Annotated in this window: 27 protein-coding genes and 1 pseudogene; 16 read left to right on the forward strand and 12 right to left on the reverse strand. The window is 60.5% G+C overall.

The genetic code is table 11. The features are described from left to right. From JJD66_RS17920 to JJD66_RS17940, 5 genes are all read left to right on the forward strand, one after another. On the forward strand, nucleotides 1-182 hold a 182-nt coding region (locus JJD66_RS17920; RefSeq protein ID WP_200648685.1), incomplete at its 5' end, for a hypothetical protein. A 330-nt stretch (nucleotides 183-512) separates the two neighbouring features. Continuing rightward, a complete protein-coding gene (locus JJD66_RS17925; protein WP_200648686.1) occupies nucleotides 513-1,748 on the forward strand; it encodes an Arm DNA-binding domain-containing protein in 1,236 nt (411 codons plus the stop codon). A gap of 76 nt (nucleotides 1,749-1,824) precedes the next feature. Continuing rightward, nucleotides 1,825-2,136, forward strand: a complete 312-nt coding sequence (locus JJD66_RS17930; RefSeq protein ID WP_034128574.1) for a DUF962 domain-containing protein — start codon at nucleotides 1,825-1,827, stop codon at nucleotides 2,134-2,136. A 363-nt stretch (nucleotides 2,137-2,499) separates the two neighbouring features. Continuing rightward, nucleotides 2,500-2,682 (forward strand): hypothetical protein, encoded by a 183-nt coding sequence (locus JJD66_RS17935; protein WP_054918213.1) that lies wholly within the window; start codon nucleotides 2,500-2,502, stop codon nucleotides 2,680-2,682. A 103-nt stretch (nucleotides 2,683-2,785) separates the two neighbouring features. After that, on the forward strand, nucleotides 2,786-3,982 hold the full coding sequence (locus tag JJD66_RS17940) for an MFS transporter (RefSeq protein ID WP_054896694.1): 1,197 nt from the start codon (nucleotides 2,786-2,788) through the stop codon (nucleotides 3,980-3,982). Here JJD66_RS17940 and arfB read toward each other — a convergent pair. From arfB to JJD66_RS17955, 3 genes are all read right to left on the reverse strand, one after another. Continuing rightward, nucleotides 3,979-4,392, reverse strand: coding sequence for an alternative ribosome rescue aminoacyl-tRNA hydrolase ArfB (gene arfB / locus JJD66_RS17945; protein ID WP_034128536.1), 414 nt, complete (start codon nucleotides 4,390-4,392; stop codon nucleotides 3,979-3,981). The genes JJD66_RS17940 and arfB overlap by 4 nt on opposite strands. An 11-nt stretch (nucleotides 4,393-4,403) precedes the next feature. After that, on the reverse strand, nucleotides 4,404-5,087 hold the full coding sequence (locus tag JJD66_RS17950) for a pentapeptide repeat-containing protein (protein WP_200648687.1): 684 nt from the start codon (nucleotides 5,085-5,087) through the stop codon (nucleotides 4,404-4,406). A gap of 100 nt (nucleotides 5,088-5,187) precedes the next feature. After that, nucleotides 5,188-6,609 (reverse strand): amino acid permease, encoded by a 1,422-nt coding sequence (locus JJD66_RS17955; RefSeq protein ID WP_057975120.1) that lies wholly within the window; start codon nucleotides 6,607-6,609, stop codon nucleotides 5,188-5,190. Nucleotides 6,610-7,257: 648 nt separating this feature from the next. On the opposite strand from JJD66_RS17955, the gene JJD66_RS17960 reads away from it, so the two are divergent. Together JJD66_RS17960 and JJD66_RS17965 are read left to right on the forward strand one after the other, a co-directional pair. After that, nucleotides 7,258-7,395 (forward strand): hypothetical protein, encoded by a 138-nt coding sequence (locus tag JJD66_RS17960; protein ID WP_003175756.1) that lies wholly within the window; start codon nucleotides 7,258-7,260, stop codon nucleotides 7,393-7,395. A 73-nt stretch (nucleotides 7,396-7,468) separates the two neighbouring features. Then, nucleotides 7,469-8,428, forward strand: coding sequence for a leucyl aminopeptidase (locus tag JJD66_RS17965; RefSeq protein ID WP_198716242.1), 960 nt, complete (start codon nucleotides 7,469-7,471; stop codon nucleotides 8,426-8,428). An 83-nt stretch (nucleotides 8,429-8,511) separates the two neighbouring features. Here the strand turns inward: JJD66_RS17965 and JJD66_RS28515 are convergent. The 7 genes and pseudogenes from JJD66_RS28515 to JJD66_RS17995 all read right to left on the reverse strand — a co-directional run. After that, a pseudogene (locus JJD66_RS28515) lies at nucleotides 8,512-8,610 on the reverse strand (N-acetyltransferase); the annotation flags it as partial. Nucleotides 8,611-8,758: 148 nt separating this feature from the next. Further along, entirely contained in the window at nucleotides 8,759-9,967 is a 1,209-nt protein-coding gene (gene rluB / locus JJD66_RS17970; RefSeq protein ID WP_200648688.1) for a 23S rRNA pseudouridine(2605) synthase RluB, read from the reverse strand. A 143-nt stretch (nucleotides 9,968-10,110) separates the two neighbouring features. After that, nucleotides 10,111-10,302 carry a DUF1289 domain-containing protein gene (locus tag JJD66_RS17975; RefSeq protein ID WP_198716243.1) on the reverse strand — a complete coding sequence of 64 codons (192 nt, stop codon included), beginning with the start codon at nucleotides 10,300-10,302 and terminating at the stop codon, nucleotides 10,111-10,113. A 126-nt stretch (nucleotides 10,303-10,428) separates the two neighbouring features. Next, a complete protein-coding gene (scpB, locus tag JJD66_RS17980) occupies nucleotides 10,429-11,349 on the reverse strand; it encodes an SMC-Scp complex subunit ScpB (RefSeq protein WP_200648689.1) in 921 nt (306 codons plus the stop codon). Between the two features lie 12 nt (nucleotides 11,350-11,361). Continuing rightward, the gene (locus JJD66_RS17985) at nucleotides 11,362-12,060 is read right to left on the reverse strand and encodes a segregation and condensation protein A (protein ID WP_164365898.1); all 699 of its coding nucleotides are present in this window, start codon (nucleotides 12,058-12,060) and stop codon (nucleotides 11,362-11,364) included. A gap of 120 nt (nucleotides 12,061-12,180) precedes the next feature. Then, complete coding sequence (locus JJD66_RS17990; RefSeq protein WP_003193796.1) at nucleotides 12,181-12,810, reverse strand: L-threonylcarbamoyladenylate synthase; 630 nt, start codon at nucleotides 12,808-12,810, stop codon at nucleotides 12,181-12,183. Between the two features lie 13 nt (nucleotides 12,811-12,823). Then, nucleotides 12,824-13,687 carry a PHP domain-containing protein gene (locus tag JJD66_RS17995; RefSeq protein ID WP_003193798.1) on the reverse strand — a complete coding sequence of 288 codons (864 nt, stop codon included), beginning with the start codon at nucleotides 13,685-13,687 and terminating at the stop codon, nucleotides 12,824-12,826. A gap of 87 nt (nucleotides 13,688-13,774) precedes the next feature. Here JJD66_RS17995 and JJD66_RS18000 point away from each other — a divergent pair, with 87 nt between their 5' ends. The 6 genes from JJD66_RS18000 to JJD66_RS18025 all read left to right on the forward strand — a co-directional run bounded on the left by JJD66_RS18000 (nucleotide 13,775) and on the right by JJD66_RS18025 (nucleotide 18,948). After that, nucleotides 13,775-14,362 (forward strand): septation protein A, encoded by a 588-nt coding sequence (locus JJD66_RS18000; protein ID WP_034128542.1) that lies wholly within the window; start codon nucleotides 13,775-13,777, stop codon nucleotides 14,360-14,362. 1 nt (nucleotide 14,363) lies between these two features. Continuing rightward, a complete protein-coding gene (locus tag JJD66_RS18005) occupies nucleotides 14,364-14,663 on the forward strand; it encodes a YciI family protein (RefSeq protein WP_034128543.1) in 300 nt (99 codons plus the stop codon). Nucleotides 14,664-14,763: 100 nt separating this feature from the next. Further along, entirely contained in the window at nucleotides 14,764-15,441 is a 678-nt protein-coding gene (locus JJD66_RS18010) for a response regulator transcription factor (protein ID WP_003193803.1), read from the forward strand. A gap of 250 nt (nucleotides 15,442-15,691) precedes the next feature. Further along, nucleotides 15,692-16,150, forward strand: coding sequence for an LTXXQ domain protein (locus tag JJD66_RS18015; RefSeq protein ID WP_034128544.1), 459 nt, complete (start codon nucleotides 15,692-15,694; stop codon nucleotides 16,148-16,150). Between the two features lie 64 nt (nucleotides 16,151-16,214). Then, nucleotides 16,215-17,561, forward strand: coding sequence for a sensor histidine kinase (locus tag JJD66_RS18020; RefSeq protein ID WP_054898400.1), 1,347 nt, complete (start codon nucleotides 16,215-16,217; stop codon nucleotides 17,559-17,561). 37 nt (nucleotides 17,562-17,598) lie between these two features. Continuing rightward, nucleotides 17,599-18,948, forward strand: coding sequence for a CoA transferase (locus JJD66_RS18025; protein WP_200648690.1), 1,350 nt, complete (start codon nucleotides 17,599-17,601; stop codon nucleotides 18,946-18,948). Between the two features lie 102 nt (nucleotides 18,949-19,050). On the opposite strand, the gene JJD66_RS18030 is transcribed toward JJD66_RS18025, so the two are convergent. Next, nucleotides 19,051-19,914, reverse strand: coding sequence for a DNA-3-methyladenine glycosylase family protein (locus JJD66_RS18030; protein WP_200648691.1), 864 nt, complete (start codon nucleotides 19,912-19,914; stop codon nucleotides 19,051-19,053). Further along, on the reverse strand, nucleotides 19,911-21,338 hold the full coding sequence (gene arcD, locus JJD66_RS18035) for an arginine-ornithine antiporter (RefSeq protein WP_200648692.1): 1,428 nt from the start codon (nucleotides 21,336-21,338) through the stop codon (nucleotides 19,911-19,913). The genes JJD66_RS18030 and arcD (JJD66_RS18035) overlap by 4 nt, the downstream gene beginning before the upstream one ends. A 395-nt stretch (nucleotides 21,339-21,733) precedes the next feature. Here arcD (JJD66_RS18035) and arcD (JJD66_RS18040) point away from each other — a divergent pair, with 395 nt between their 5' ends. Genes arcD (JJD66_RS18040) through JJD66_RS18050 form a run of 3 tightly spaced genes read left to right on the forward strand, consistent with a single transcriptional unit; the run spans nucleotide 21,734 to nucleotide 25,466 of the window. After that, nucleotides 21,734-23,161, forward strand: coding sequence for an arginine-ornithine antiporter (gene arcD, locus JJD66_RS18040; protein ID WP_105228155.1), 1,428 nt, complete (start codon nucleotides 21,734-21,736; stop codon nucleotides 23,159-23,161). A gap of 25 nt (nucleotides 23,162-23,186) precedes the next feature. Next, the gene (arcA, locus tag JJD66_RS18045) at nucleotides 23,187-24,443 is read left to right on the forward strand and encodes an arginine deiminase (RefSeq protein WP_200648693.1); all 1,257 of its coding nucleotides are present in this window, start codon (nucleotides 23,187-23,189) and stop codon (nucleotides 24,441-24,443) included. 12 nt (nucleotides 24,444-24,455) lie between these two features. Beyond that, nucleotides 24,456-25,466, forward strand: a complete 1,011-nt coding sequence (locus JJD66_RS18050; RefSeq protein WP_005790837.1) for an ornithine carbamoyltransferase — start codon at nucleotides 24,456-24,458, stop codon at nucleotides 25,464-25,466. The last annotated feature ends 126 nt before the right edge of the window (nucleotides 25,467-25,592 follow it).

Below are 25,592 nucleotides of genomic sequence, written 5' to 3' on the forward strand. Positions count from 1 at the left end.
AACGACGGGAGGATGGCGGCGTAGGTCGCCTGCTCGACGTGATCGACCGCGTACCGGAGCGCATGAAATCCGGACTGTTCATCGAATTCGACGGCGAGATGTTCCAGGTACTGACCGGCATCCGCAACTTTATCACTGTGACGACTGAGCGCTGGGCGCGGAAGTCGGGGAGGAAGGCATGACTGATAAAGGATTTTGTACGCGCTATTGGTGGTTCCGCGTCTTCGGAGGCTACGGCCTTCACTTTCGCTGGGTAGGCCCAGGATACGTTCCGCTGTTTAGCGAACGAGCTGGATACGTGAGGGTTCTAAAAATAGGGAGACTCTGGATTAAGGTGCTAAATCCATGAGCGGACCGGTCAGATACAAAACCATTGAGCAGTTCTCCAGGGAGTCTGGCTATACACCAGATGCCATCCGAACCAAAATCCGCGACGGCATTTGGCCGAAGCACACCGTATGGAAAAAAGCTCCAGACGGTCGCGTCCTTATAGATGTTGAGGGGTATTACTCATGGGTAGAGATGGGGGAGGCGTCCGCGCCGCGTCTGCAAGTAGTATCGAGATCACGTTCCAATACCAGGGCGTCCGGTGCCGTGAGCGCGTCCAGCTCAAGCCCAGCGCCGCTAACCTAAAGAAAGCAGAACTGCACAAGGCTGCGATTGAGCACGCCATTCTCGCGGGTACATTCGATTACGCTCTAACCTTTCCTAACTCCAAGAAGGCTTTGGCTTTCAAGACTCCGGAAGATCGCCAGAGCCTGGGCGTTTACCTGGTTGAGTGGCTGGACAAGAAAAAGGCTCAGCTCAAGTCGAGCACTGCCGAACACTATCGGGAAATGATAGATGGCCGGCTTATACCAATGTTCGGCCACTTGTCACTAGGTGAGCTGTCGCGCAAGCATGTGCGTGACAGGCTTTCCCAGTACAAGGTCGGCAACAAGACAATGACGAACCTGCAGAGCTGCCTTAGATCCGCGCTTGACGACGCGGTAGAGGATGAGGTTTTGGAGATCAACCCGATGGTCGGGTGGAATTACAAGAACAGGGAGGAGCTCAAGGAGGATGATGACGTCGATCCATTCACTGTAGAGGAGCAGCAGGCACTTTTGGCAGCAACGCCAAAAGAGCAGCGCGCACAGATGATTTTCTCATTCTGGACGGGCCTCAGGCCGAGCGAGCTTATTGCTTTGGAGTGGGGGGATGTTGACTGGGTTGGCGGATCTATTCGCATTGTTCGCGCCAAGACGCGAGCAGCGAATGCGCCAGAGACTCCGAAGACCGCGAGCGGCAGACGGACGGTGAAGTTGTTGAAGCCTGCGCTGGATGCACTGACCCAGCAAAAGGCCCTAACGTTTTTGGCCGGCGGGCGGATATTCATGAACCCTCATAGTGGCCAACCATGGGAGGAGTCTGGCCGTATCCGAAAAATACTTTGGCTTCCGGCCATGAAGAAGTCAGGAGTGCGCTACCGGCGCCCATACCAAACTCGCCACACCTACGCCTCTATGATGCTTTCTGCGGGAGAGCATCCAATGTGGGTGGCGAGCCAGATGGGGCACAAAGACTGGACCATGATCGCAAGGATTTATGGTCGCTGGATGCCATCGGCGGACACCGGGGCAGGCAGCAAGGCAGAGGCTCTTTTCGGGGGTAATGCCAGGGTTATGACAACATTGCCTCTACAGCCCGATATTTACGCGCCTATCTCCAAGGATACTAAAGTGGCATCTATTGTCACTGGCTGTTAGCACTGATCACTCTAGACTCAAATAAGCTCCCCGCCGCGCACCCGTTGGCGGCACAGCAACCAGAGGGCCGGTGACCGTGGAAAACATCAAGAAATTCAACAGTTTTGCCGAGTTCTACCCGTACTACCTGAGCGAACACGGCAACAGCACCTGTCGACGCCTGCACTTTATCGGCACCACCCTGGTAATAGGCATTCTGGCGTACGCCATCGGCAGAGGCTCATTGGTTCTGCTGTTGGCGTTGCCCCTGGCGGGCTACAGCTTTGCCTGGATTGGCCACTTCTTCTTCGAAAAGAACCGCCCCGCCACCTTTCAACACCCGTTCTACAGCTTGTTGGGGGATTTTGTGATGTACCGCGACATGATCCTGGGCAAGGTGCCGTTCTAGGGGTGTGACCTCATGTCACTTGCGCCTGAACCATTAAAAATTGTGCATCTGTGGAGATAAAAGTCTTTTTGTCATTTACGGTGCTGTATCCTGCCAAGGCTTTTTGAGAGCGCGGAATCACCTGCGATTGAAAAAACAGACCTTGCGAGGAGCGACCACGATGCACGAGATACCTAATCTCCCCTTCCCAAGCCTGCACCCAACTGAGCAGCCAACACCGCAGCAGGCCAGCGACAAGCAGCCTGAGGCCAAAGAAGCAAAACCAGTCGAGCGCGAAAGCCGAGACTGACGCCGTACCAGACCGTGTGGAAAGCGCGCCTTTGAGCGCTTTCCACACTGCCTGAATTATCCGAGACCTTCACTATGACCACTTCCCCTTCCGACACGCCGGACGCCGCTGTACTCGACGCTGCCTTGCAGATGGTCGAAGTCTGGAACCGCCTCAGTGCCGACAAGCAAGCAGCACTGCTCAAGCGCTTCGGCACCCAGGAAAACGCCCTGGCGGCCCTGGTGACCACCCAATTGCTGGCCCCCGCCCAAGCTTGATCTGCCTTAGATCTGACGTTTTACATTTTTGCCGCCCTGCCCGGCTTGCGCACCGGTATCATTAGCAGCCTATCTTTACCTGCTGCGACAGTGGATCTCTCCCATGCCAGATACCCAGCGCCCCATGACGGTCACGCTGCAAGTCGTTTCCATCGTGCTGTTTACCTTCATCGGCTACCTGAATATCGGCATCCCCCTGGCCGTACTACCGGGTTATGTCCATAGCCAGCTGGGCTATGGCGCCGTCATCGCCGGGCTGGTGATCAGCGTGCAATACCTGGCAACCCTGCTGAGCCGCCCCTATGCCGGTAAGATCATCGACAATCTGGGCAGCAAGCGCGCCGTGCTGATCGGCTTGGTGGGCTGCGGTTTGAGTGGCGTGTTCATGTTGTTTGCGGCGTGGTTTTCCAGCCTGCCGGCTCTGAGCCTCGGCTGCCTGCTGGTCGGGCGGCTGGTGCTGGGCAGCGCTGAAAGCCTGGTGGGTTCGGGCGCGATTGGCTGGGGCATTGGCCGTGTCGGCGCGGCGAACACGGCCAAGGTTATTTCCTGGAACGGCATCGCCAGCTACGGCGCGCTGGCGGTGGGTGCGCCGTTGGGGGTGCTGCTGGTCAGCCATTTTGGGCTGTGGAGCATGGGCGTCAGCATCATTCTGTTGGCCGTGCTGGGTGTGCTGTTGGCCTGGAAAAAACAAGCGGCGCCGATTGTGCCCGGCGTACGTTTGCCGTTCATGAACGTGCTGGGCCGCGTGCTGCCGCATGGTTGCGCGCTGGCGCTGGGCTCCATCGGCTTTGGCACCATCGCCACCTTTATCACGTTGTATTACAGCACCCAGCACTGGGATAACGCGGTGTGGGCCTTGAGCCTGTTCGGTGCCAGTTTTATCGGCGCACGCTTGCTGTTTGGCAATTTGATCAACCGCATTGGCGGTTTTCGCGTCGCAATCGCCTGCCTGTCAGTGGAAGTGCTGGGCCTGCTGCTGCTGTGGCTGGCGCCGGATGCCCAACTGGCGTTGGCGGGTGCGGCGTTGAGCGGTTTCGGCTTTTCCTTGGTGTTCCCCGCATTGGGGGTAGAGGCGGTCAACCTGGTGCCGGCCTCCAGCCGTGGCTCGGCGGTGGGGGCCTACTCGCTGTTTATCGACTTGTCCTTGGGCATCACCGGGCCGCTGGCGGGCGCCGTGGCGGCAGGTTTTGGCTTTGCCTCGATCTTCTTGTTCGCCGCCCTCGCAGCTTTCGCCGGTTTGCTGCTGAGCTTCTACCTGTACCGCCAGGCGCCTAAGGCCCGCGAAACACGCGACGCCTAGAAGTCGACCTTGCCGCGCCCGGCCTTAATGCTGCCGCGCTTGGTCTTGGACTCCAGGCGGCGTTTCTTCGAACCCAGGGTGGGCTTGGTCGGACGACGCTTTTTCTCGACCTTGGTGGCGCTCTGGATCAACTCCACCAGGCGCTCCAGCGCATCGGCGCGGTTCTGCTCCTGGGTGCGATATTGCTGGGCCTTGAGCACCAGCACGCCTTCGCTGGTGATCCGGCTGTCACGCAGCGCCAGCAGGCGCTCCTTGTAAAACTCCGGCAACGACGAGGCCGGAATATCAAACCGCAGGTGCACCGCACTCGACACTTTATTGACGTTCTGCCCACCGGCACCCTGGGCACGAATGGCGGTCAGCTCGATCTCGGCGTCGGGCAGGTGCACATTGTTGGAAATTTCCAGCATCAATCAAAACCTTAGGCAACGGACAAGCCCAACTCAGACAACAATATCGACGCCTGGGCTTTGGAAATCACGGCGCCTTTGAACAGTTTGGCATCATTGAGACGAAAACCGCTCAAATCTGCACCGCGCAAGTCGGCACCCGCAAAATTAGCGCCGTTGATGCGGGCATGTGCGAGGCTGCAGTCGACCAGTTCAGCCTTGCGAAAGTCCGTATCCGACAAGTCGCTGTCGGAAAAATCCAGATTCTTGAGCACACTTCGAGCAAACGACAACCCGGATAAAAAGGCACTGTTGAGCAGGGTTTCGCTGAAGCTCAGCCCCAGTGACGCGCAATGGGTGAAATTGGCGCCCGTCAGCTTGCACTGGGTAAAAGCCGCCTGGGACAGTTTGCTGCGCTGCCAACGAGTGTTGTTCAGATCGCAACTGTGGAATTGCGCCTCGAGCAGGTTGGCCGCTTCGAAAATGGCGAGGCTGGCTCGGCAGTTTTTCCACTGAGTCCCTTCCAGTCGAGAACCGAGAAACGAGGTCTGGACCAGGGTGCAGCGCTCGAACACCCAGTTGTCCAGTGCCATGCGCGACAGGTCGACGCCACTTAAATCTACTCCGATCAAGCGCAAAGGGCCGCTGTGCCGGCCGATCAAGTCCTCCAGTTCATCACGCTGCAAGGCGCTATCGGCGACGTCGGTGTATTGCATCGGGGCCTCCGGGCATGCGGAAAAAAGAGGGGGCGATTCTAACCTGCCATACCCACAAAAAACCCGGCAGGGCGCCGGGTTTTCTGCAAGGGGAAAAGTCCTACTCCAGAACCGGACCCGTTGCGCCAATAGCTGACCGCGCCGTGCGCTTGTTCTTGATCCAGTAACACACTGCCATGAACGCTACCCACACCGGGATCGCATATACCGACACCTGAATCCCCGGCATCATCAGCATGATCACCAGGATAAACACCACGAACGCCAGGCAGATGTAGTTTCCATACGGATACCACAACGCCTTGAACAGCGGCACCTGGCCGGTGCGGTTCATGTGCTGGCGGAACTTGACGTGGGAGAAACTGATCATCGCCCAGTTGATCACCAACGTGGCCACCACCAGCGACATCAGCAGTTCCAGCGCGTCATGGGGCATCAGGTAGTTCATCAGCACCGCCACCAGGGTGATCGCCGCCGAGGCCAGGATCGAACGCACCGGCACGCCACGCTTGTCGATCTTCGCCAGGGCCCTGGGCGCGTCGCCCTGCTCGGCCATGCCCAAGAGCATGCGGCTGTTGCAGTAGGTACCGCTGTTGTACACCGACAGCGCGGCGGTCAGCACCACGAAGTTGAGGATATGCGCGGCGGTGTTACTGCCCAGCATCGAGAACACCTGCACGAACGGGCTACCGCTGTAGGCATCGCCGGAGGCGTTGAGGGTCGCCAGCAGGCTGTCCCACGGTGTGAGCGACAGCAGCACCACCAGGGCACCGATGTAGAAAATCAGGATGCGGTAGATCACCTGATTGATCGCCTTGGGGATAACAGTACGTGGCTGGTCGGCTTCGGCAGCAGTAAAGCCGAGCATTTCCAGGCCGCCGAAGGAGAACATGATGATCGCCATGGCCATCACCAAGCCGCCGACGCCATGGGGGAAGAAACCACCATGCTCCCACAGGTTGCTGACCGAGGCTTGGGGACCGCCGCTGCCGCTGACCAGCAGGTAGCTGCCCAGGGCAATCATGCCGACGATCGCCACCACCTTGATGATGGCGAACCAGAACTCGGCTTCACCGAAGACTTTGACGTTGGCCAGGTTGATCACGTTGATCAGCACGAAGAAGGCCGCCGCAGAGACCCAGGTCGGAATCTCCGGCCACCAGTAATGCACGTACTTGCCGACGGCCGTCAGCTCCGACATACCCACCAGAATGTACAGAATCCAGCAGTTCCAGCCCGACAGAAAACCGGCGAAACCGCCCCAGTACTTGTGGGCAAAATGGCTGAAGGAGCCGGCGACGGGCTCCTCGACGATCATCTCGCCAAGCTGGCGCATGATCATGAAGGCGATAAAGCCGCAGATGGCATAGCCCAGGATCATCGACGGGCCGGCGGATTTGAGCACCCCGGCCGAGCCCAGGAACAGGCCGGTGCCGATGGCGCCACCGAGGGCGATCAACTGAATATGCCGATTTTTCAGGCCGCGTTTCAGCTCGCCTGAAGAGGAATGGGGTCCACTCATGAAAAGGGTCTCACGCAAGGTTTGAAGAGTTGAATGCAGGTTGCTGCCTTGAATTACCGACTCAAGCAGCGCCGCTCAAACCCCAGCGCAGGCACCAGGAGTACAGCGTCTTTCTAATGGTCATGCGTCACCTGTTTGTTTTTATCTGTGACGAAATCGAACCCGTCCGGCTCGTGGCCAGGCGGAGTGATCAGGGGGATCAAACCCTGAGGTCTTGGCCTTTTGCGTGGGTACGCAAGGGGGGTCACAGTAAAACGCGGCGCATTGTACACCGCTCGACAGCTTCGGCACGCACCGAGAAAGTGCACAGTCAATTCTGTCAGCTAATGCTTACATCGGCGCGCCCCCCCAACAAAGCCAGGGCAGTTGCGTAAATCTATCGTTACACCACGGAAATCCTGCGTTACAGCCAGACTTTGGCAGCCCTCAACGGAATTCTGTCGGAAGGCCACGTCTGAAGAATCGCTTCAGCCAATTAACTGTTTTGCCTGAATAAAAAAATCCGCCAAAAAACAGAAGAAAAAATCCAAATGAAACCGTGTCAATAAATTTTTTGCATTTCGAAACACTCTCTTCTAGGTTCTTTCCACTTGCCCGCGAAGCCTGTGGGTGAGCCGTTCTCAATCAACGTCCTCTAGGAGATACACCATGCAAGCACTGGAAAACGACCTGGAAACCGAACTGCAACTCGACGATTGGTTTGAAGCGCCGACCCATGAGGCCGCCGTTGAAATGATGCAAGCCGATGCCGTTGTGCCTTTTGGCACCGCGATGTGGCCTTTCTAATACCCGGCAGGCATCCGGCAGGCGCTGTGCACGGCGCCTGCCCCCTTACCCAAGGCACCGAAGGACACCCGTCATGGACAAGGCCCGCGCCGTCGAACACTTTCTCTACTACCTTGCTCACCACCCGGCCCTCAACGGCCTGAACCGCCCCACCGTGTTGCTGGGCCATACCGAGCGCTATGACGCCATCGCCCAGACGATCACCCACGGCAGCGCCGCCCGCTTCAACTTCCAACTGCAACGCCTGGACCTGGCGCCCAGCGACACCCTGGCACAGGCCATTCAAACCTGTGACCTGTACCTGTTTCTCTACGATTCCTCCACGCTGCCCAACCCACGCGCCGAAGGCCCTGACTTTATCCGCGCCCTGCAAGGCGTGATGGCCGAGCACTGGAAGAAATCCCTGCTGTTCAAGGATTACGGCGACTATTTTTACGACACCTTCAGCGTCGAGCCCCAACGCATCGCCGACCTCAACGCCACACTGATCCGGCGCATGGCCCAGGCCAACGTGCTGAGCTTTACCGACAAACACGGTTCGCGCCTGGAAGCGCCGATGAGCAGCATCAAGAAGTGGACCAATATCAACGGCGTCGGCAACCACGACCTGGCGCCCGGAGAAATCGCCACCCACAGCGAAGCCATCAACGGCCAGGTGCGGTTTGTCGGCACCTTCCTCAGTACCATCCCCTTTGCACGCAAATACGGCGTGCTGCAATCGCCGCTGGAGTTATGGATCGAGAACTCCACCGTGTGCAGCGTGGCCAGCGAAGTGCCGGGGCTGGCAGATGACTTCAACAAGTACCTGAACGCCAACCCGTCCAACCGTCGCGTGGAGGAGTTGGGGATTGGCACCAATGAAGGGGTCAAGGACCTGTATGCGCGCAATGCCGGGTTTGAAGAGCGTCACTGCGGGCTGCACCTGGGCTTGGGTGGCGGGCAGAAAGGCAGTCATCACCTGGACCTGATCTTTGCCAGTGGGGTGTTGGCGCTGGATGACAAGCCGGTGTTTGATGGCGCCTTTGCCTTTTAAAAGACCGTCAGACGTGTAGAGATCCCTGTGGGAGCCGGGCTTGCCCTAATGCCAGTCAGTTAAGAGCTAGAGCAGACAACCAGTGACTTGTGGCGAGGGAGCTTGCTCCCGCTGGACTGCGTAGCAGTCCCATTTTTTGGGGCCGCTTCGCGCCCCAGCGGGAGCAAGCTCCCTCGCCACAGTTACCGATTCTGTCTTAACTGACTGGCATTAGGGCTTGCCCACCGCTATCGCAGGCAAGCCAGCTCCCACAGTTGGTTGCATTTCAAATGTAGATCGCAAAAAAAACGCCAACCCTAGGGTTGGCGTTTTCGCGCAGCACTTAGCGCATCACTGCGGCTTCTTGCGACCAAAACCAGGGCGCTGGCCGGAACCGGCCGGTGCGCCACGGCGCTTGCCCGACGGCTCATCGGCGACCAGTTTCGGGCCGGGGCGCTTGTTCGCCGCTGGCTTGGCTGGACGCTTGGTGCTGGCGTTGTCGGCCGGGCGATCCGCTTCACCACGGTTGCTGCGACCACCCGCCGGAGCAGGACGCGGCGTACGTGGCGCACGCTCGCCTTCCTGACGCGATGGTGTGGTGGGGCGGCGTTCACCTTCAATGCGCGGCTGACGCGAGATACGACCGCCGGTGGCCGGTGCATCCAGCGCCGGGCGCAGGGTGCGGGCAACACGTTCGGTACGTGGCACTGGGCGCGACGATTTACGCTGCATACGCTCAAGCTTGTCTTTGCTCTTGGCGTTCATCTGCGGCATGGCAACCGGCGTCAGGCCCACTTCGGCGCTGAGGATATCGACTTCGTACTGGCTCATTTCGCGCCAGCGGCCCATCGGCAGGTCGGAATTCAGGAACACCGGACCAAAACGCACGCGCTTGAGGCGGCTGACCACCAGGCCCTGGGACTCCCACAGGCGACGCACTTCACGGTTACGGCCTTCCATCACCACGCAGTGGTACCAGTGGTTGAAACCTTCGCCACCCGGCGCCTGCTTGATGTCGGTGAACTTGGCCGGGCCGTCTTCGAGCACCACGCCCGCCTTGAGGCGTTCGATCATCTCGTCATCGACTTCACCACGTACACGCACGGCGTATTCACGGTCCATCTCGTAGGACGGGTGCATCAGGCGGTTGGCCAACTCACCGTCAGTGGTGAACATCAGCAAGCCGGTGGTGTTGATGTCCAGGCGGCCGATGTTGATCCAGCGGCCTTCTTTAGGCTTGGGCATCTTGTCGAACACGGTCGGACGGCCTTCCGGGTCGTCACGGGTGCAGATCTCGCCGTCGGGCTTGTTGTACATGATCACGCGGCGCACCGATTCGGCGGCCTCTTCACGCTTGATGACCTTGCCATCAATGGTGATTGCATCGTGCAGGTCGACGCGCTGGCCGAGGGTTGCCTCGACGCCGTTGACCTTGATGCGCTTCTGGGTGATCCAGGCTTCGACGTCGCGGCGCGAGCCCACGCCGATACGCGCCAGCACTTTTTGCAGTTTTTCGCCTGCTGGGCCGATTTCCTGGTCTTTCTGGTCTTGGTCATTCATCGTAAGCACCTCCCGGTGGGTCGATTCAGGCGTGGCCTGAGGGTATTGAAAGCGGGGCCTTGGCCAAATAGCTCGGCAAGGGGTCGCGAATCATACGCGCATGGCGCGTGTTGCGCATCCCAGACTAGTCGATAACGCCCAGCTCATTTGCTTTTCCGCCGACCGGTGGCCCCCAGGGCCAGCAATCGCAGCTCGGCTTCGGCCAGAACCATGCGCTTGTCGGCTTTATCGAGTTTCTTCCAGGCACGGATTTCACGCTTGCTGCGGCCACAGCCGACGCAGATGTCATCGTTGAATTTGCAGATGCTGATGCACGGGTCTTTCATGGCACTCATGGTCGATCCTCTGTGGGAGCTGGCTTGCCTGCGATGGCATCACCTCCTTGCATCTGAGAGACCGAGGCGTCTGCATCGCAGGCAAGCCAGCTCCCACATGGGTTGCGCGGTGAACGTCAGAGCCGGTCAGTCTTCGAGCTGGCGGCGCTCGTTTTCGATGGCTTCGGCCAGCGCCCGGGCTTCGTCTTCTTCGTCACTCAGGGGCGGCTGTTCGAGGGCGGCAACGGCGGCCAAGAGCTTTTCGCGGGCTTCAGCCACGCCGAGAATATCTTCTTCGGTTTGGACCTCAGGCGCGGATTCAACGTTCACCTGGGTTTCTGGCTCCGCCGCACCATCACGCAGCAAATCGTCGAAGTCGGTCTTGATCCCCTGCTCCATGTCGTCCAGCTCCAGCAACAACGTATGGAAACTGGTTTCGTCCTTGGGCTCCTCCGGCTCGGCGCTGGCGTCGGCCAGTTCCTGCAGGCTTTGCGGCACCGGCGCGTCGTCGAAATCGAGCACCGGCTCGGCCTCCATTTCGCGCAGTTCGGCCAGCGGCGGCAGGTCGTCGAGGTTCTTCAGGTTGAAATGATCGAGGAACACCTTGGTGGTGGCGAACATGGCCGGTTTGCCCGGCACATCGCGGTAGCCAACAATGCGGATCCACTCACGCTCAAGCAGGGTCTTGACGATATGGCTGTTGACCGCCACACCACGCACGTCTTCGATCTCGCCTCGAGTGATGGGCTGGCGATAGGCGATCAGCGCCATGGTCTCCAGCATCGCCCTCGAGTAGCGCTGCGGGCGTTCTTCCCACAAACGCCCGACCCACGGTGAAAACTTCTCACGGATCTGCAGGCGGTAACCCGACGCCACTTCACGCAGTTCAAAGGCACGGCCCTCGCAGGATTTGCGCAGGATCTCCAAGGCCTTCTTGAAGACCGGCGGCTCCGGGCGTTCGGCCTCTTCAAAGAGTTCGAACAGGCGCTCCAGAGATTGCGGTTTACCCGAGGCCAGGAGAAAGGCCTCCAGCAAAGGGGCCAGTTCGCGGGGTTCAGTCAGATTCATCGATTCAGCTCGTTATTCGGCTCGCGCCCGCACGTGGATAGCCGCAAAAGGCTCATTCTGCACCAGCTCGACCAAAGACTCCTTGACCAGCTCAAGGATCGCCATAAAAGTCACCACCACGCCCAGTCGGCCCTCTTCGGCAGTAAACAACTCGACAAAGGGTACAAACCCACCGCCCTTGAGACGTTCCAGCACATCGCTCATGCGCTCGCGGGTGGACAGCGCTTCACGGCTGACCTGGTGGCTCTCGAACATATCGCCACGGCGCAGTACTTCGGCCATGGACATCAGCAATTCTTCCAGACTCACGTCCGGCAGCAACTTGCGCGCGCGCGCCTCGGGAGCGTCGAGCTTGGGCACCACCACATCACGGCCCACACGGCTCAGGCCGTCGATGCCTTCGGCGGCGGCCTTGAAGCGTTCGTACTCCTGCAGGCGGCGGATCAGCTCGGCGCGCGGGTCATCCTCTTCGGCTTCCACCGTCTCCGAGCGCGGCAACAGCATGCGCGACTTGATCTCGGCGAGCATGGCGGCCATGACCAGGTACTCGGCGGCCAGTTCCAGGCGCACCGACTGCATCAGCTCGACATAGCCCATGTACTGGCGGGTGATTTCTGCCACCGGAATGTCGAGGATGTTGATGTTCTGCTTGCGGATCAGGTACAGCAGCAAGTCCAGCGGGCCTTCGAAGGCTTCAAGGAACACCTCCAGGGCGTCCGGCGGGATGTACAGGTCCAGGGGCATTTCCATGACCGCCTGGCCATACACCATAGCAAACGGCAGTTCCTGCTGGGCGCCAGCCTGGGGATCAGCGGCTTCCACGGCTGACATTCAGGCCTCGACCATGAACGGAGCCGGGTCGCCACAACCCACACGCACCACTTCTGGTTCGCCATCGGCCAGGTTGATCACCGTGGAGGCCTTGTTGCCACCGTAGCCGCCGTCGATGATCAGGTCGACGTGCTTTTCCAGCAAACGGCGCATTTCATAAGGGTCGTACAACGGCTCGGTTTCGCCGGGCAGGATCAACGACACGCTCATCAGCGGTTCGCCCAACTCGGCCAGCAGCGCCAGGGCAATCGGGTGTTCCGGCACGCGCAGGCCAATGGTGCGTTTCTTCGGGTGCAGCAACAGGCGCGGCACTTCGCGGGTGGCGTTGAGGATGAAGGTGTAGGGCCCCGGCGTGTGGGCCTTGAGCAGGCGGAAGGTGCCGGTGTCGACCTTGGCGAACAGCCCGAGCTGGGACAAGTCGCTGCAGATCAGCGCAAAGTTGTGCTTGTCGTCCAGCTGGCGCAGGCGCCTTACTCGCTCCACCGCGCCCTTGTCGCCGATCTGGCAGCCAATGGCGTAGGACGAATCAGTCGGATAGATCACCACGCCGCCGGCACGGATGATCTCCACGGCCTGCTTGATCAGGCGCGCCTGAGGGTTTTCCGGATGAATCTGGAAGAATTGGCTCACGTGCTCTACCTGTTCAGACGGTGGCAATAATGGGGTCATGCTTGAATCGCCCCCACAACAGCGGCAGATCTTCCGGGACCTGGCGATATTCGCCAATCTCGGACCAGCCGCCTGGGCCATGAAAGTCACTGCCGGCACTGACCAGCAGACCAAATTCGCGGGCGAGGATCGCCAGGCTGCCGACCTGTTCGGCAGGTTGATGCCCGTTGACCACCTCGATGGCGTGACCACCCGCTCCAATATAGTCGCTGATCAGCTTGCGGCGCTTGCTGCGGGTGAAATCGTAATGCCAGGGATGCGCCAGGCTCACCCAGGCCCCGGAGGCCCGCAGGGTCTGGACGGTGTCTTCCAGGGTTGGCCAGTGCAGCTTCACATCGCCCAACTTGCCGGCGCCCAGCCATTTGCGAAAGGCCTCGGCGCGATCCTTCACATAGCCTTCACGCACCATCCAGTCGGCAAAGTGCGGACGGGCCGGTGCGTTGCCGCTGTCGCCCAATTCCTGCTGGATAGCACGGGCACCGTCGAGGGCACCTGGCATACCTTTGAGGCTGAGCTTGCGGCTTATTTCTTCGGACCGCAGCCAGCGGCCATCGTGCAATTGGGCAATCGCCGCCACCAAGGGCGGGGCCTTTTGATCAAAACCGTAGCCCAGCACGTGGATGGTGGCGCCGCCCCAGGTGCAGGACAATTCCACGCCGTTGACCAACTGCATACCCAGGGAGTGCGCGGCCTGGCGGGCTTCGTCGAGGCCTTCAAGGGTGTCATGGTCGGTCAATGCCAAAACTCGCACGCCTTTTTCAAACGCACGCGCAACCAGTACCGCGGGCGCCAGGGCGCCGTCGGAGGCCGTGCTGTGGCAGTGCAAATCAACATTCACGGGGGTGTGTAACCTCAAGTCAGCTGGCGCTATCGCAACCAAGGATGTTTGTTATTATGCCGCCACATCCAGCTTCTGGCTCTTACTGTGAAACAATTCATCGACTTCATCCCGCTGTTGCTGTTTTTCATCGTTACCAAACTCGACCCCAGGGTCATCGAAATCGCCGGCCACGAGCTGTCGTTCGGGGGCATCTACAGTGCCACTGCCGTACTGATCATCAGCTCTATCGTAGTGTACGGCGCCATCTTCATCTCGCAGCGCAAGCTGGAAAAAAGCCAATGGCTCACCCTCGTCGCCTGCCTGGTGTTCGGTGGCCTGACCCTGGCCTTCCACAGCGAAACCTTCCTTAAATGGAAAGCCCCTGTGGTGAACTGGCTGTTCGCCCTGGTGTTTATCGGCAGCCACTTCATCGGTGACCGCCTGCTGATCAAGCGGATCATGGGCCATGCGCTGACCTTGCCGGAGCCGGTGTGGGTGCGCCTGAACGTGGCCTGGATCGTGTTCTTCCTGTTCTGCGGCGCCGCCAACCTGTTCGTGGCCTTCACCTTCCAGGACTACTGGGTCGACTTCAAAGTGTTTGGCAGCCTGGGCATGACCGTATTGTTTTTGATCGGCCAGGGCATCTACCTGTCACGCCACCTGCATGACACCACACCGAAAACCGAGGACTGACATGCTCTACGCCATCATTGCCACAGACGTTGCCAACTCCCTGGAAAAACGCCTGAGCGTACGCCCGGCCCACGTCGAGCGCCTCAAACAGCTGCAAGCCGAAGGCCGCATGGTACTGGCCGGCCCGCACCCGGCCGTCGACAGCAACGACCCAGGCGACGCGGGTTTCAGCGGAAGCCTGATCGTCGCCGAGTTCGCCTCCCTGGCCGACGCCCAGGCCTGGGCCAAGGCTGACCCTTATGTCGCAGCAGGCGTCTACGCCGATGTAGTGGTCAAGCCGTTCAAGCAAGTCTTGCCTTGAACCCGGCTGCGTCGAACCTAATCGTTTCGGCGCACTCCTAATGGCTCGAGGCATCACCGGTGGGGCCTTCGCCGCCGACAATGGCTAAATTGAGTGAGTCATGAGCGAGCTGTTACTGATAGATGATGACCAGGAGCTCTGTGAGCTGCTGACCAGTTGGTTGAGCCAGGAAGGTTTCCAGGTACGCGCCTGCCATGACGGCTTGAGCGCCCGAAAAGCCCTGGCCGACAGCGCGCCTGCGGCCGTCGTGCTCGACGTGATGCTGCCCGACGGCAGCGGCCTGGAGCTACTCAAGCAATTGCGCAACGACCACCCGGAGCTGCCGGTGCTGATGCTCTCGGCCCGGGGCGAGCCCCTGGACCGCATCCTTGGCCTGGAACTGGGCGCCGACGACTACCTGGCCAAGCCCTGCGATCCGCGCGAGCTGACGGCTCGCCTGCGCGCCGTATTGCGCCGCAGCCACCCGGCCGCGGTATCGACCCAGCTGGAACTGGGCGACCTGTGCTTCAGCCCGGTGCGCGGCGTGGTCAGCATCGATGAACAGGAGTTCGCCCTCACCGTCTCCGAAAGCCGCCTGCTTGAAGCATTGCTACGTCAGCCCGGCGAGCCCCTGGATAAACAGGAACTGGCGCAGATCGCCCTGGGCCGCAAGTTGACCCTGTATGACCGCAGCCTGGACATGCACGTCAGCAACCTGCGTAAAAAGATCGGCCCCCACCCCGATGGCCGGCCACGGATCGTGGCGCTGCGTAGTCGTGGTTACTACTACAGCCTCTAAACATCACGCTCAACCCTGTGGGAGCTGGCTTGCCTGCGATAGCGGTGGGCCAGTTAGCATGAGGGTGACTGACACACCGCTATCGCAGGCAAGCCAGCTCCCACCAGTGTTCTCATCAGCCTCGAGGGTTTTGTCAGTTCCTATCAAACCCGTCTTTACCGAAGCTTTACCCTACCCTGACCGCCGCTGACCTTGCTCTGCGTAACCTACTCACATCCGGACTCACCGGAATAGAGACAGGAGAATCACCATGCGCAAGACCCTTATCGCTTTGATGTTCGCCACTGCCCTGCCCACCGTTGCCATGGCAATGCCGGAAGGCCCAGGCCCGATGGGTGGTCCTGAAAGCCACATGATGGGCGGCCCAGGCCACGGTGAACACGGTCCGCGTGGCAAAGGCGGCCCGTTCAGCCAGCTGGACTTGAGCAAGGAACAGCGCGAGCAGATCCGCAAGCTGATGGGTGACCAATGGCACGCCCGCAAAGACCTGGTCAAAAAGTACCTGGACAAACTGCCAGCCGCTGACCAGAAGGCGATGCAGGACGAAATCGCCGCCGGCAAGCAGAAAACCCAGACCGATATCCGTGCCGTGCTCAAGCCCGACCAGCAGAAGAAGTACGACGAAATCGTCAAGAAACAAGCCGAGCGCCGCGCCGAATGGAAAGAGTTCCAGGCCTGGAAAGCCCAGCAAGCGCAAAAAGCGCAATAATGGCCTAGCTTCACCCCAGCCCAGTGGTTCGCGCCGCTGGGCTTTTCCTGTTTGAGGGTTTCCTGTGCGTTCATTGTTCTGGCGTATCCTGGCGAGTTTCTGGCTGGCCATCGCCCTGGTTGCCGGTTTGTCGATCCTGCTTGGGCACATGCTCAACCAGGATGCCTGGATTCTCAGCCGCCACCCTGGCCTCAACAACCTGGCCCAAGAGTGGACGCAGCTCTACGAAACCCAGGGCGAAGACGCCGCCCAGGAGTTGCTGCAGCAGCGCAAGCGCCAGTACCACATCGACGTGCAAGTGCTTAACGAAAGCGGCGACCCGGTGGTGCGCGGCACCTTCCCGCGCCGCGCCGCCGCCTTCGAAGCCCGCCAGAACGACAGCCAGGACGGCCATCTGCCGTGGCGCCGCCTGACCGCCGAGTACACCAGCGCCAAAACCGGCGACACCTACCTATTGATCTACCGTATTCCTCACCCGGAGCTGGACGCCTGGCACCGCAGCAGCCTGCTGTGGCCGCTCAGTGCATTGGCGATTACCCTGGTGGTGCTGACCCTGTTCAGCCTGCTGGTGACCTTGTCCATCACCCGCCCACTCAGCCGTTTGCGCGGCGCGGTGCATGACCTGGGGCAAACCACTTATCAACAGAACAGCCTGGCGCAACTGGCCAATCGGCGCGACGAGTTCGGCGTGCTGGCCAACGACTTCAACCGCATGGGCGCACGCCTCCAAAGCCTGATCGGCAGCCAGCGCCAGTTGCTGCGCGACGTGTCCCACGAACTGCGCTCGCCGTTGGCGCGCTTGCGTATCGCCCTGGCCCTGGCCGAACGCGCCAGCCCCGAAGAACGGGAAAAACTCTGGCCGCGCCTGACCCGCGAATGCGATCGACTGGAGGCCTTGATCAGCGAGATCCTGGTATTGGCGCGGGTCGACGCCGACAACGCCAGCGCCGAAGACATCGACCTCACGCCGTTGCTTAAAACGCTGCAAAAGGACGCCCAACTCAGTGCCCCCGAGCAAGTGGTGCAACTGACGACTGCCAATGACTTGCAGCTTAAAGGCTGGCCGACCATGATCGAACGCGCCGTGGACAACCTGCTGCGCAATGCCCAGCGCTTCAACCCGGTGGGCGAACCGATTGAATTGCAGGCCCAGCATCAAGGCGGGCGCATTCTGATCAGCGTACGCGACCACGGACCCGGCGTTGAAGCCGAGCACCTGAGCCAATTGGGCGAGCCGTTCTACCGGGCGCCGGGCCAGACCGCCCAAGGCCATGGCCTGGGCCTGGCCATCGCCCGTCGCGCCGCCGAGCGCCATGGCGGTAACCTGATCCTGGCCAACCATCCCGATGGCGGCTTTATCGCCAGCATCGAACTGCCCTTGATCCCTGGGGTTGCCACACCGGTGGGATGATCTTCTATAGTGGCCCTTCTCTTACGGAGGGCCTTTGATGACAGACCTGCTGACTCCCATCCAAGCCGCACTCGCTTTACCGCACGCCCCACTGCCCCAGCCCCAGGCCGGCGCCTTGCCCTCGACCTTCGCCGTGACAGACCTGGCGGCCGCCAGCATCGGCGCCGCAGGCCAGGCCGTCGCCCAGTTGATTGAGCAACAAACCGGGCGCCTGCCCAGCGTCAGCGTGGATCGGCGCCTGGCCTCGTTGTGGTTCTCCTCGTCGATTCGCCCCGTGGGGTGGCAAGTGCCGCCTTTGTGGGACCCGGTAGCGGGTGATTACGCCAGCGTCGACGGCTGGATCCGTCTGCACACCAACGCGCCCCATCATCGCGCAGCGGCCGAGCGGGTATTGGGGCCTGCCGCTGATCGCGCAGCCATGGCGAGTAGAGTCGCGACCTGGAAAGCCGCCGAACTGGAACAGGCGGTTGTCGATGCGGGCGGTTGTGCGGCGCAGATGCGTAGCTGGCAAGCCTGGCAGCAGCATCCCCAAGGCTTGGCGGTAAACGCCGAAGCGTTGATCCAGCGTCAGGTCTTCGAACCCGGCACCGACAAACCCTGGCTCGGTTCCGCAGCACGCCCACTGGCCGGCATCAAGGTGCTGGATTTGACCCGGGTGCTGGCCGGCCCGGTGGCCAGTCGTTTCCTCGCCGGCTTGGGTGCCAGCGTACTGCGCATCGACTCGCCCACCTGGAACGAACCTGGCGTCGTCCCGGAAATGACCCTGGGTAAACGCTGCGCCCGCCTGGATCTAACGAACCACGACGACCGGCAAGTGTTCGAAGCGTTGCTCAAGGACGCCGACATCCTGTTCCACGGTTACCGCGCCGATGCCCTGGAGCAACTCGGTTATACCCTTGGCGAACGTCAGCACATCGCCCCCGGACTGATAGACGTCAGCCTCAACGCCTACGGCTGGAGCGGCCCATGGCGTAATCGTCGTGGCTTTGACAGCCTGGTGCAGATGAGCAGCGGGATTGCCGAGGCCGGCATGGCTTGGAAACAGACGGATAAACCGCTGCCGCTACCGGTGCAGGCGCTGGATCACGCCACCGGCTATTTGATGGCCGCCAGCGCGATCCGGGCTTTGGCCGAGCGCCTGGACTCCGGACGCGGCGGTTCGGCGCGCTTGTCGTTGGCGCGTACGGCGAAGTTGCTGGTGGAGGCCGGGCAAGTGCCACTGCAAGCGGCATTGCGCGAAGAAGACATCAATGACCAAGGCCTGGTGGTGGAGCAGACAGCCTGGGGCCAGGCCCATCGGCTGCTAGCCCCGCTGAGCATCAGTGGCACGCCGTTGCAGTGGGATTTGCCGGCGGTGGAGTTAGGGTCACACCGACCTCAGTGGTGACCTGGGCACCGCTATCGCAGGCAAGCCAGCTCCCACAGGATCAAACAACACGGTCTACTGTGGGAGCCGGGCTTGCCCGCGATGGGGCCATCACCGTCGCTATCAATCCCCGCGGCTCAACGACGTCCACAAATGCTGCGCCGCATACGCCCTCAACGGCCGCCACGCCTCGGCCCGCGCCAATAATTGCCGCGCCGACACCGGCCCACCTTCCAAGGCTGCCAAAGCATTGATCAACCCGATATCCCCCGACGCAAACGCATCCGCCTCGCGCAACTGGCGCATGGCGATGTACTGCGCGGTCCACTCTCCAATCCCCGGCAATGCCACTAGCCTTGCAACGCCGTCCTGGAGGCTGGCCTTGGGTTCGAAAAGCTGTGGATCATCCAATAGCGCCTGGGCCACACCGGACAGAGTGCGGCCCCGCGCCTTGGGCATGCCCAAGGTGGCCAGGTCCGCCGCAGCCAGCACTTCAGGTGTCGGAAACAGGTGGGTAATACCGGCGTGCGGGGTTTGCAGGGTCTGGCCATACTGCGCCACCAACTTGCCCGCCAGGCGAATCGCTGCCACCACGGTGATCTGCTGGCCCAGCACCGCACGAATCGCCAGTTCCAACCCATCCCAGGTGCCAGGCAACCGCAGACCAGGGCGGGCCGCAACCAGTTGCGCCATCAGGGGGTCTTGCGACAATTGCGCGTTGATCACCTCAGGCACCGCGTCCAGATCAAACATCCTGCGCAAGCGCCGCTCGATCTCAGGCATCGCGGCAGGCTCGGGAAAGTCGACCGTCACCTCCAGCCAATCCCCCGCGCCCGGTTCGACGCTGACCCAGCCATGTCGCCCCGCCACACTGATGCTGCGCCGATACACGCCGGCGACCACGGTATCCAACCCGGTAATCGCCCGCGCCGATAGGAACCCCAGCATCGCCGCCCAGTCGTAGGGCGGTTGATACGCCAGTCTCACAGTGACAATACCCCGCTATACAGCCCATACGCGGCTAACCCGGCGCCCGCGATCACGCCGCTGAAAATGCCTTTTTCCACGGTGGTAAACAAGGGTTGGCCCTGCTCGCGCTTGGCCAGGGCAAACAGGATCACACCCGGTGCGTACAGCAACGCCGACAGCAGCAAGTACTTCAAGCCCCCCGCATACAGCAGCCAGATCGCATAACCGAGGGCAACCAGCCCCACCAGCAGATCTTTCATGCGCCGGCGCTGCCAGCCTGCATAGGTTTCGCCACGCGCGCTCAATAGCACCGCATAGGCCGCCGACCACAAGTAAGGCACCAGGATCATAGACGACGCCAGGTAGATCAGGGTGGTGTAGGTACTGGCTGAAAACAGCGTGATCACCAGGAACGCCTGGATCATCACATTGGTCAGCCACAACGCGTTAACCGGCACCTGATTGGCATTTTCCTTCTTCAGGAACGCCGGCATGGTCTTGTCATGGGCCGTGGCATAGAGGATTTCCGCGCACAGCAGCGCCCAGGAGAGCAACGCGCCGAGCAGCGAAACCGCCAGGCCGATACTGATCAATACCGCGCCCCAAGGCCCGACGATATGCTCCAACACACCGGCCAGGGACGGGTTCTGCAATTGCGCCAGCTCCGGTTGGCTCATGACGCCCAGGGACAGCACATTCACCAGCACCAACAGGGCCAGCACGCCCACGAAACCAAACACCGTGGCGCGCCCCACGTCCGAGCGTTTCTGCGCCCGCGCCGAGTACACACTGGCGCCTTCGATCCCGATAAATACGAACACCGTGACCAACATCATATGGCGCACCTGCTCGACCACGCTGCCCATCTGCGGATTGCCCAGGCCCCAGATATCGCGAGTAAAAATATCCGCCTTGAACGCAACGCCGGCGATCACGATAAACATCAGCAGCGGCACGATCTTCGCCACCGTCGTCACCTGGTTGATGAACGCTGCCTCTTTGATCCCGCGCATCACCAGAAAATGCACGGCCCACAGCAACAGCGATGCGCAGCCGATGGCGAGCGGTGTATTGCCCTGGCCGAATGCCGGAAAAAAGTAGCCAAGGGTGCTGAACAGCAACACGAAGTAACCGACGTTGCCCATCCACGCGCTGATCCAATAGCCCCAGGCCGATGAGAACCCCATGTAGTCGCCGAAGCCGGCCTTGGCGTAGGCGTACACCCCGGAATCCAGTTCTGGTTTGCGGTTGGCCAAGGTCTGGAACACAAAGGCCAGGGTCAGCATGCCGATGGCGGTGATCGCCCAGCCGATCAAGATGGCCCCCACTTCGGCACGGGCAGCCATGTTCTGCGGCAATGAAAAGATGCCGCCGCCAATCATCGAGCCCACCACCAGGGCAATCAGGGCACTGAGCCGAAGTTTCTGGGCGGGTTGGGTCATGCAGGCTCCTCGAATTAAACGGTTGGCTGACAACTGCGCACGCAAGTAATTCAAATTAATGACGTTGTCATAACATAAGGATATGTAAAGGTACGAAGTTTAGGCTTATTTAGAATTTAAATACGTCGATTATGAAGTATTCGCCAAACAACGGACAAAAAATTTGCACATTCGCAAATAAGAACTAGCGTCAACACCCATGCCCCGACCAATTGATTAACCATAAAGCAGAGAGCGCTCTACCCAGCGCCTTTGCGGGATTTTTTCGCCCGCAAAACCTCACCCTAAGTCGTTAATTCACAATGGAATGTGCCAATGAAGTGATCTGAGTCAGCTGTTTGATTAGCGCACGGAATTATTCTGTGGTCTCTCTTCTCCTGCATTGGAGTCATGCAATGTCTGAAACTCCCGGAAAACTTCGATTAGGCGCCCTGGTCGCACTTGTCGTCGGCTCGATGATTGGCGGCGGCATTTTTTCATTGCCACAAAACATGGCCGCCAGCGCCGATGTCGGTGCAGTGTTGATCGGCTGGGTGATTACCGCCATCGGCATGTTGACCCTCGCCTTCGTGTTCCAGACCCTCGCCAACCGCAAGCCTGACCTCGACGGCGGGGTGTACGCCTACGCCAAGGCCGGTTTCGGCGACTACATGGGTTTCTCATCGGCCTGGGGCTACTGGATCAGTGCCTGGCTGGGCAACGTCGGTTACTTCGTATTGCTGTTCAGCACCCTGGGTTACTTCTTCCCGATCTTTGGCGAAGGCAATACGCCGGCGGCGGTGATCGGTGCGTCGGTGCTGCTGTGGGCCGTGCATTTCCTGGTGCTGCGCGGGATCAAGGAAGCGGCGTTCATCAACCTGGTGACCACCGTCGCCAAGGTCGTGCCGCTGCTGCTGTTTGTGCTGATTGCCCTGTTTGCGTTCAAGCTGGACATCTTCACCGCTGACATCTGGGGCGTGAAAAACCCGGACCTGGGCAGTGTGATGAACCAGGTGCGCAACATGATGCTGGTTACCGTGTGGGTGTTTATCGGCATCGAAGGCGCGAGCATCTTCTCGTCCCGTGCCGAAAAACGCAGCGACGTGGGCAAGGCCACCGTGATCGGTTTTATCACTGTGCTGCTGTTCCTGATGCTGGTGAACGTGCTGTCCCTGGGGATCATGACCCAGCCGGAATTGGCCAAGTTGCAGAACCCGTCGATGGCCGCCGTGCTGGAGCATGTGGTCGGCCACTGGGGGGCGGTGCTGATCAGCGTCGGCTTGATCATCTCGCTGCTGGGCGCGTTGCTGTCGTGGGTGCTGTTGTGTGCAGAGATCATGTTCGCCGCCGCCAAGGACCACACCATGCCGGAGTTCTTGCGCAAGGAGAACGCCAACCATGTGCCGGTCAACGCACTGTGGCTGACCAACGCGATGGTGCAGATATTCCTGGTTATCACGCTGTTTTCCGCCAGCACCTACCTGTCACTGATCTACCTCGCCACCTCAATGATTCTGGTGCCTTACCTGTGGTCGGCGGCCTACGCCCTGCTGCTGGCGGTGCGCGGCGAGACCTACGAGAACGCCCTGAAAGAGCGCAAGAAAGACCTGTTCATCGGCGCCGTCGCCCTGATCTACGCGATCTGGCTGCTCTATGCCGGCGGCACCAAATACCTGCTGCTTTCCGCCCTGCTCTACGCCCCTGGCGCGATCCTGTTCGCCAAGGCCAAACGTGAACTGGGCAAACCGATTTTCACCAACGTCGAGAAGCTGATCTTCGCCGCAGTAGTCATTGGCGCCCTGGTGGCGGCCTATGGGCTCTATGACGGCTTCCTGACTCTGTAATTGTGTGTTCACTGGAGGATCTGTAATGACCACGGAAAAAGTTAAGTACGGCGTACATTCCGAAGCCGGCAAACTGCGCAAAGTCATGGTGTGCTCCCCAGGTTTGGCCCACCAGCGGCTGACCCCCAACAACTGCGACGAGCTGCTGTTTGATGACGTGCTGTGGGTGGCCCAGGCCAAGCGCGACCACTTCGACTTCGTGACCAAGATGCGCGAGCGGGACATTGATGTGCTGGAAATGCACAACCTGCTCACCGACATCGTCGCCAACCCCGAAGCGCTGGACTGGATTCTGGAACGCAAGATCACCGCCAACACGGTAGGCCTGGGCCTGGTCGATGAAGTCGGCTCGTGGCTGCGCAGCCTGGAGCCGCGCAAAATCAGCGAATACCTGATTGGCGGCGTATCGGCCGACGACCTGCCGAGCAGCTTCGGTGGCAAGACCATCGAGATGTTCCGCGATTTTCTCGGCCACGCCAGTTTCATCTTGCCGCCACTGCCCAACACCCAGTTCACCCGCGACACCACCTGCTGGATCTACGGCGGCGTGACGCTTAACCCGATGTACTGGCCGGCACGACGCCAGGAAACCCTGCTGGCCAGCGCCATCTATAAATTCCACCCCGAGTTCACCAACGCCGACTTCCAGATCTGGTACGGCGACCCCGACCAGGAACACGGCGCTGCCACGCTGGAAGGCGGCGACGTGATGCCGATTGGCAACGGCGTGGTGTTGATCGGCATGGGGGAGCGCTCGTCCCACCAGGCCATCGGCCAACTGGCGCGCAACCTGTTCAAGAACAAAGCCGTGGAAAAGGTCATCGTTGCCGGCCTGCCCAAATCCCGCGCCGCGATGCACCTGGACACCGTGTTCAGCTTCTGCGACCGCGACCTGGTCACCGTCTTCCCGGAAGTGGTCAACCAGATCGTGCCTTTCACCCTGCGCCCTGACGAGAGCAAGCCCCACGGCATCGACATCCAGCGCGAGAAAACTAACTTCCTCGAAACCGTGGCTGCAGCGCTCAATCTCAAGGCCCTGCGCGTGGTCGAGACCGGCGGCAACAGCTTCGCCGCCGAACGCGAGCAATGGGATGACGGCAACAACGTGGTGGCCGTGGAACCGGGCGTGGTGATTGGCTACGACCGCAACACCTACACCAACACCTTGCTGCGCAAGGCCGGTGTGGAAGTCATCACCATCAGCGCCGGCGAGCTCGGCCGTGGTCGTGGCGGCGGCCACTGCATGACCTGCCCGATCATCCGCGACCCTATCGACTATTAAGGAGATTCCATCATGGCTTTCAATATGCGCAACCGCAGCCTGCTGTCGCTGATGCACCACACCACTCGTGAGCTGAACTACCTGCTGGACCTGTCCCGCGACCTCAAGCGCGCCAAGTACACCGGTACCGAGCGTCCGCACCTGCAAGGCAAAAACATCGCGTTGATCTTCGAAAAAACCTCGACCCGCACCCGTTGCGCTTTCGAAGTTGCGGCCCATGACCAGGGCGCCCACGTCACCTATATCGACCCGGTGTCGTCGCAGATCGGCCACAAAGAAAGCATGAAAGACACCGCCCGCGTCCTGGGCCGGATGTTCGATGCCATTGAATACCGTGGCTTTGAGCAGGAAATCGTCGAAGAGCTGGCCAAGTTCGCCGGCGTGCCGGTGTTCAACGGCCTCACCGCCGAATTCCACCCGACCCAGATGATCGCCGACACCCTCACCATGCGCGAACACAGCGACAAGCCGCTGCATGACATCAGCTACGCCTACCTCGGGGACGCCCGCTACAACATGGGCAACTCGCTGCTGATGATCGGCGCCAAGCTGGGCATGGACGTGCGCATCGGTGCGCCGAAAGCGCTGTGGCCCCATGAAGACTTCATCAAACAGTGCCAGGCCTTTGCCGAGGAAAGCGGTGCACGCATCACCATCACCGAAGACCCGAAAGAAGCCGTGAAGGGCGTGGACTTCATCCACACCGATATCTGGGTGTCCATGGGCGAACCGGTGGAAGCGTGGGACGAGCGCATCGAGCAACTGCTGCCGTACCAGGTCAACGCCAAGATGATGAAAGCCTCGGGCAACCCTCGGGTGAAATTCATGCATTGCCTGCCGGCGTTCCACAACAGTGAAACCAAGGTCGGCAAGGACATCGCGGCGCGCTATCCGCACCTGGCCAATGGCGTGGAAGTGACCGAAGAGGTGTTCGAGTCGCCGGCCAATATTGCCTTCGAGCAAGCGGAAAACCGCATGCATACCATCAAGGCGATTCTGGTGTCGGCGTTGGCGGACATTTAATTTCCACGGTGTGAACACCGTCAGTGTGGGAGCTGGCTTGCCTGCGATAGCGGTGGGTCTGGCAACAGCAGGTCGCCTGCCAGGCCCTCATCGCAGGCAAGCCAGCTCCCACATTGACCGAGGTGT

Source organism: Pseudomonas sp. MF6751 (genome assembly GCF_016613265.1).
GTDB classification, from domain to species: Bacteria; Pseudomonadota; Gammaproteobacteria; order Pseudomonadales; family Pseudomonadaceae; genus Aquipseudomonas; species Aquipseudomonas fluorescens_BV.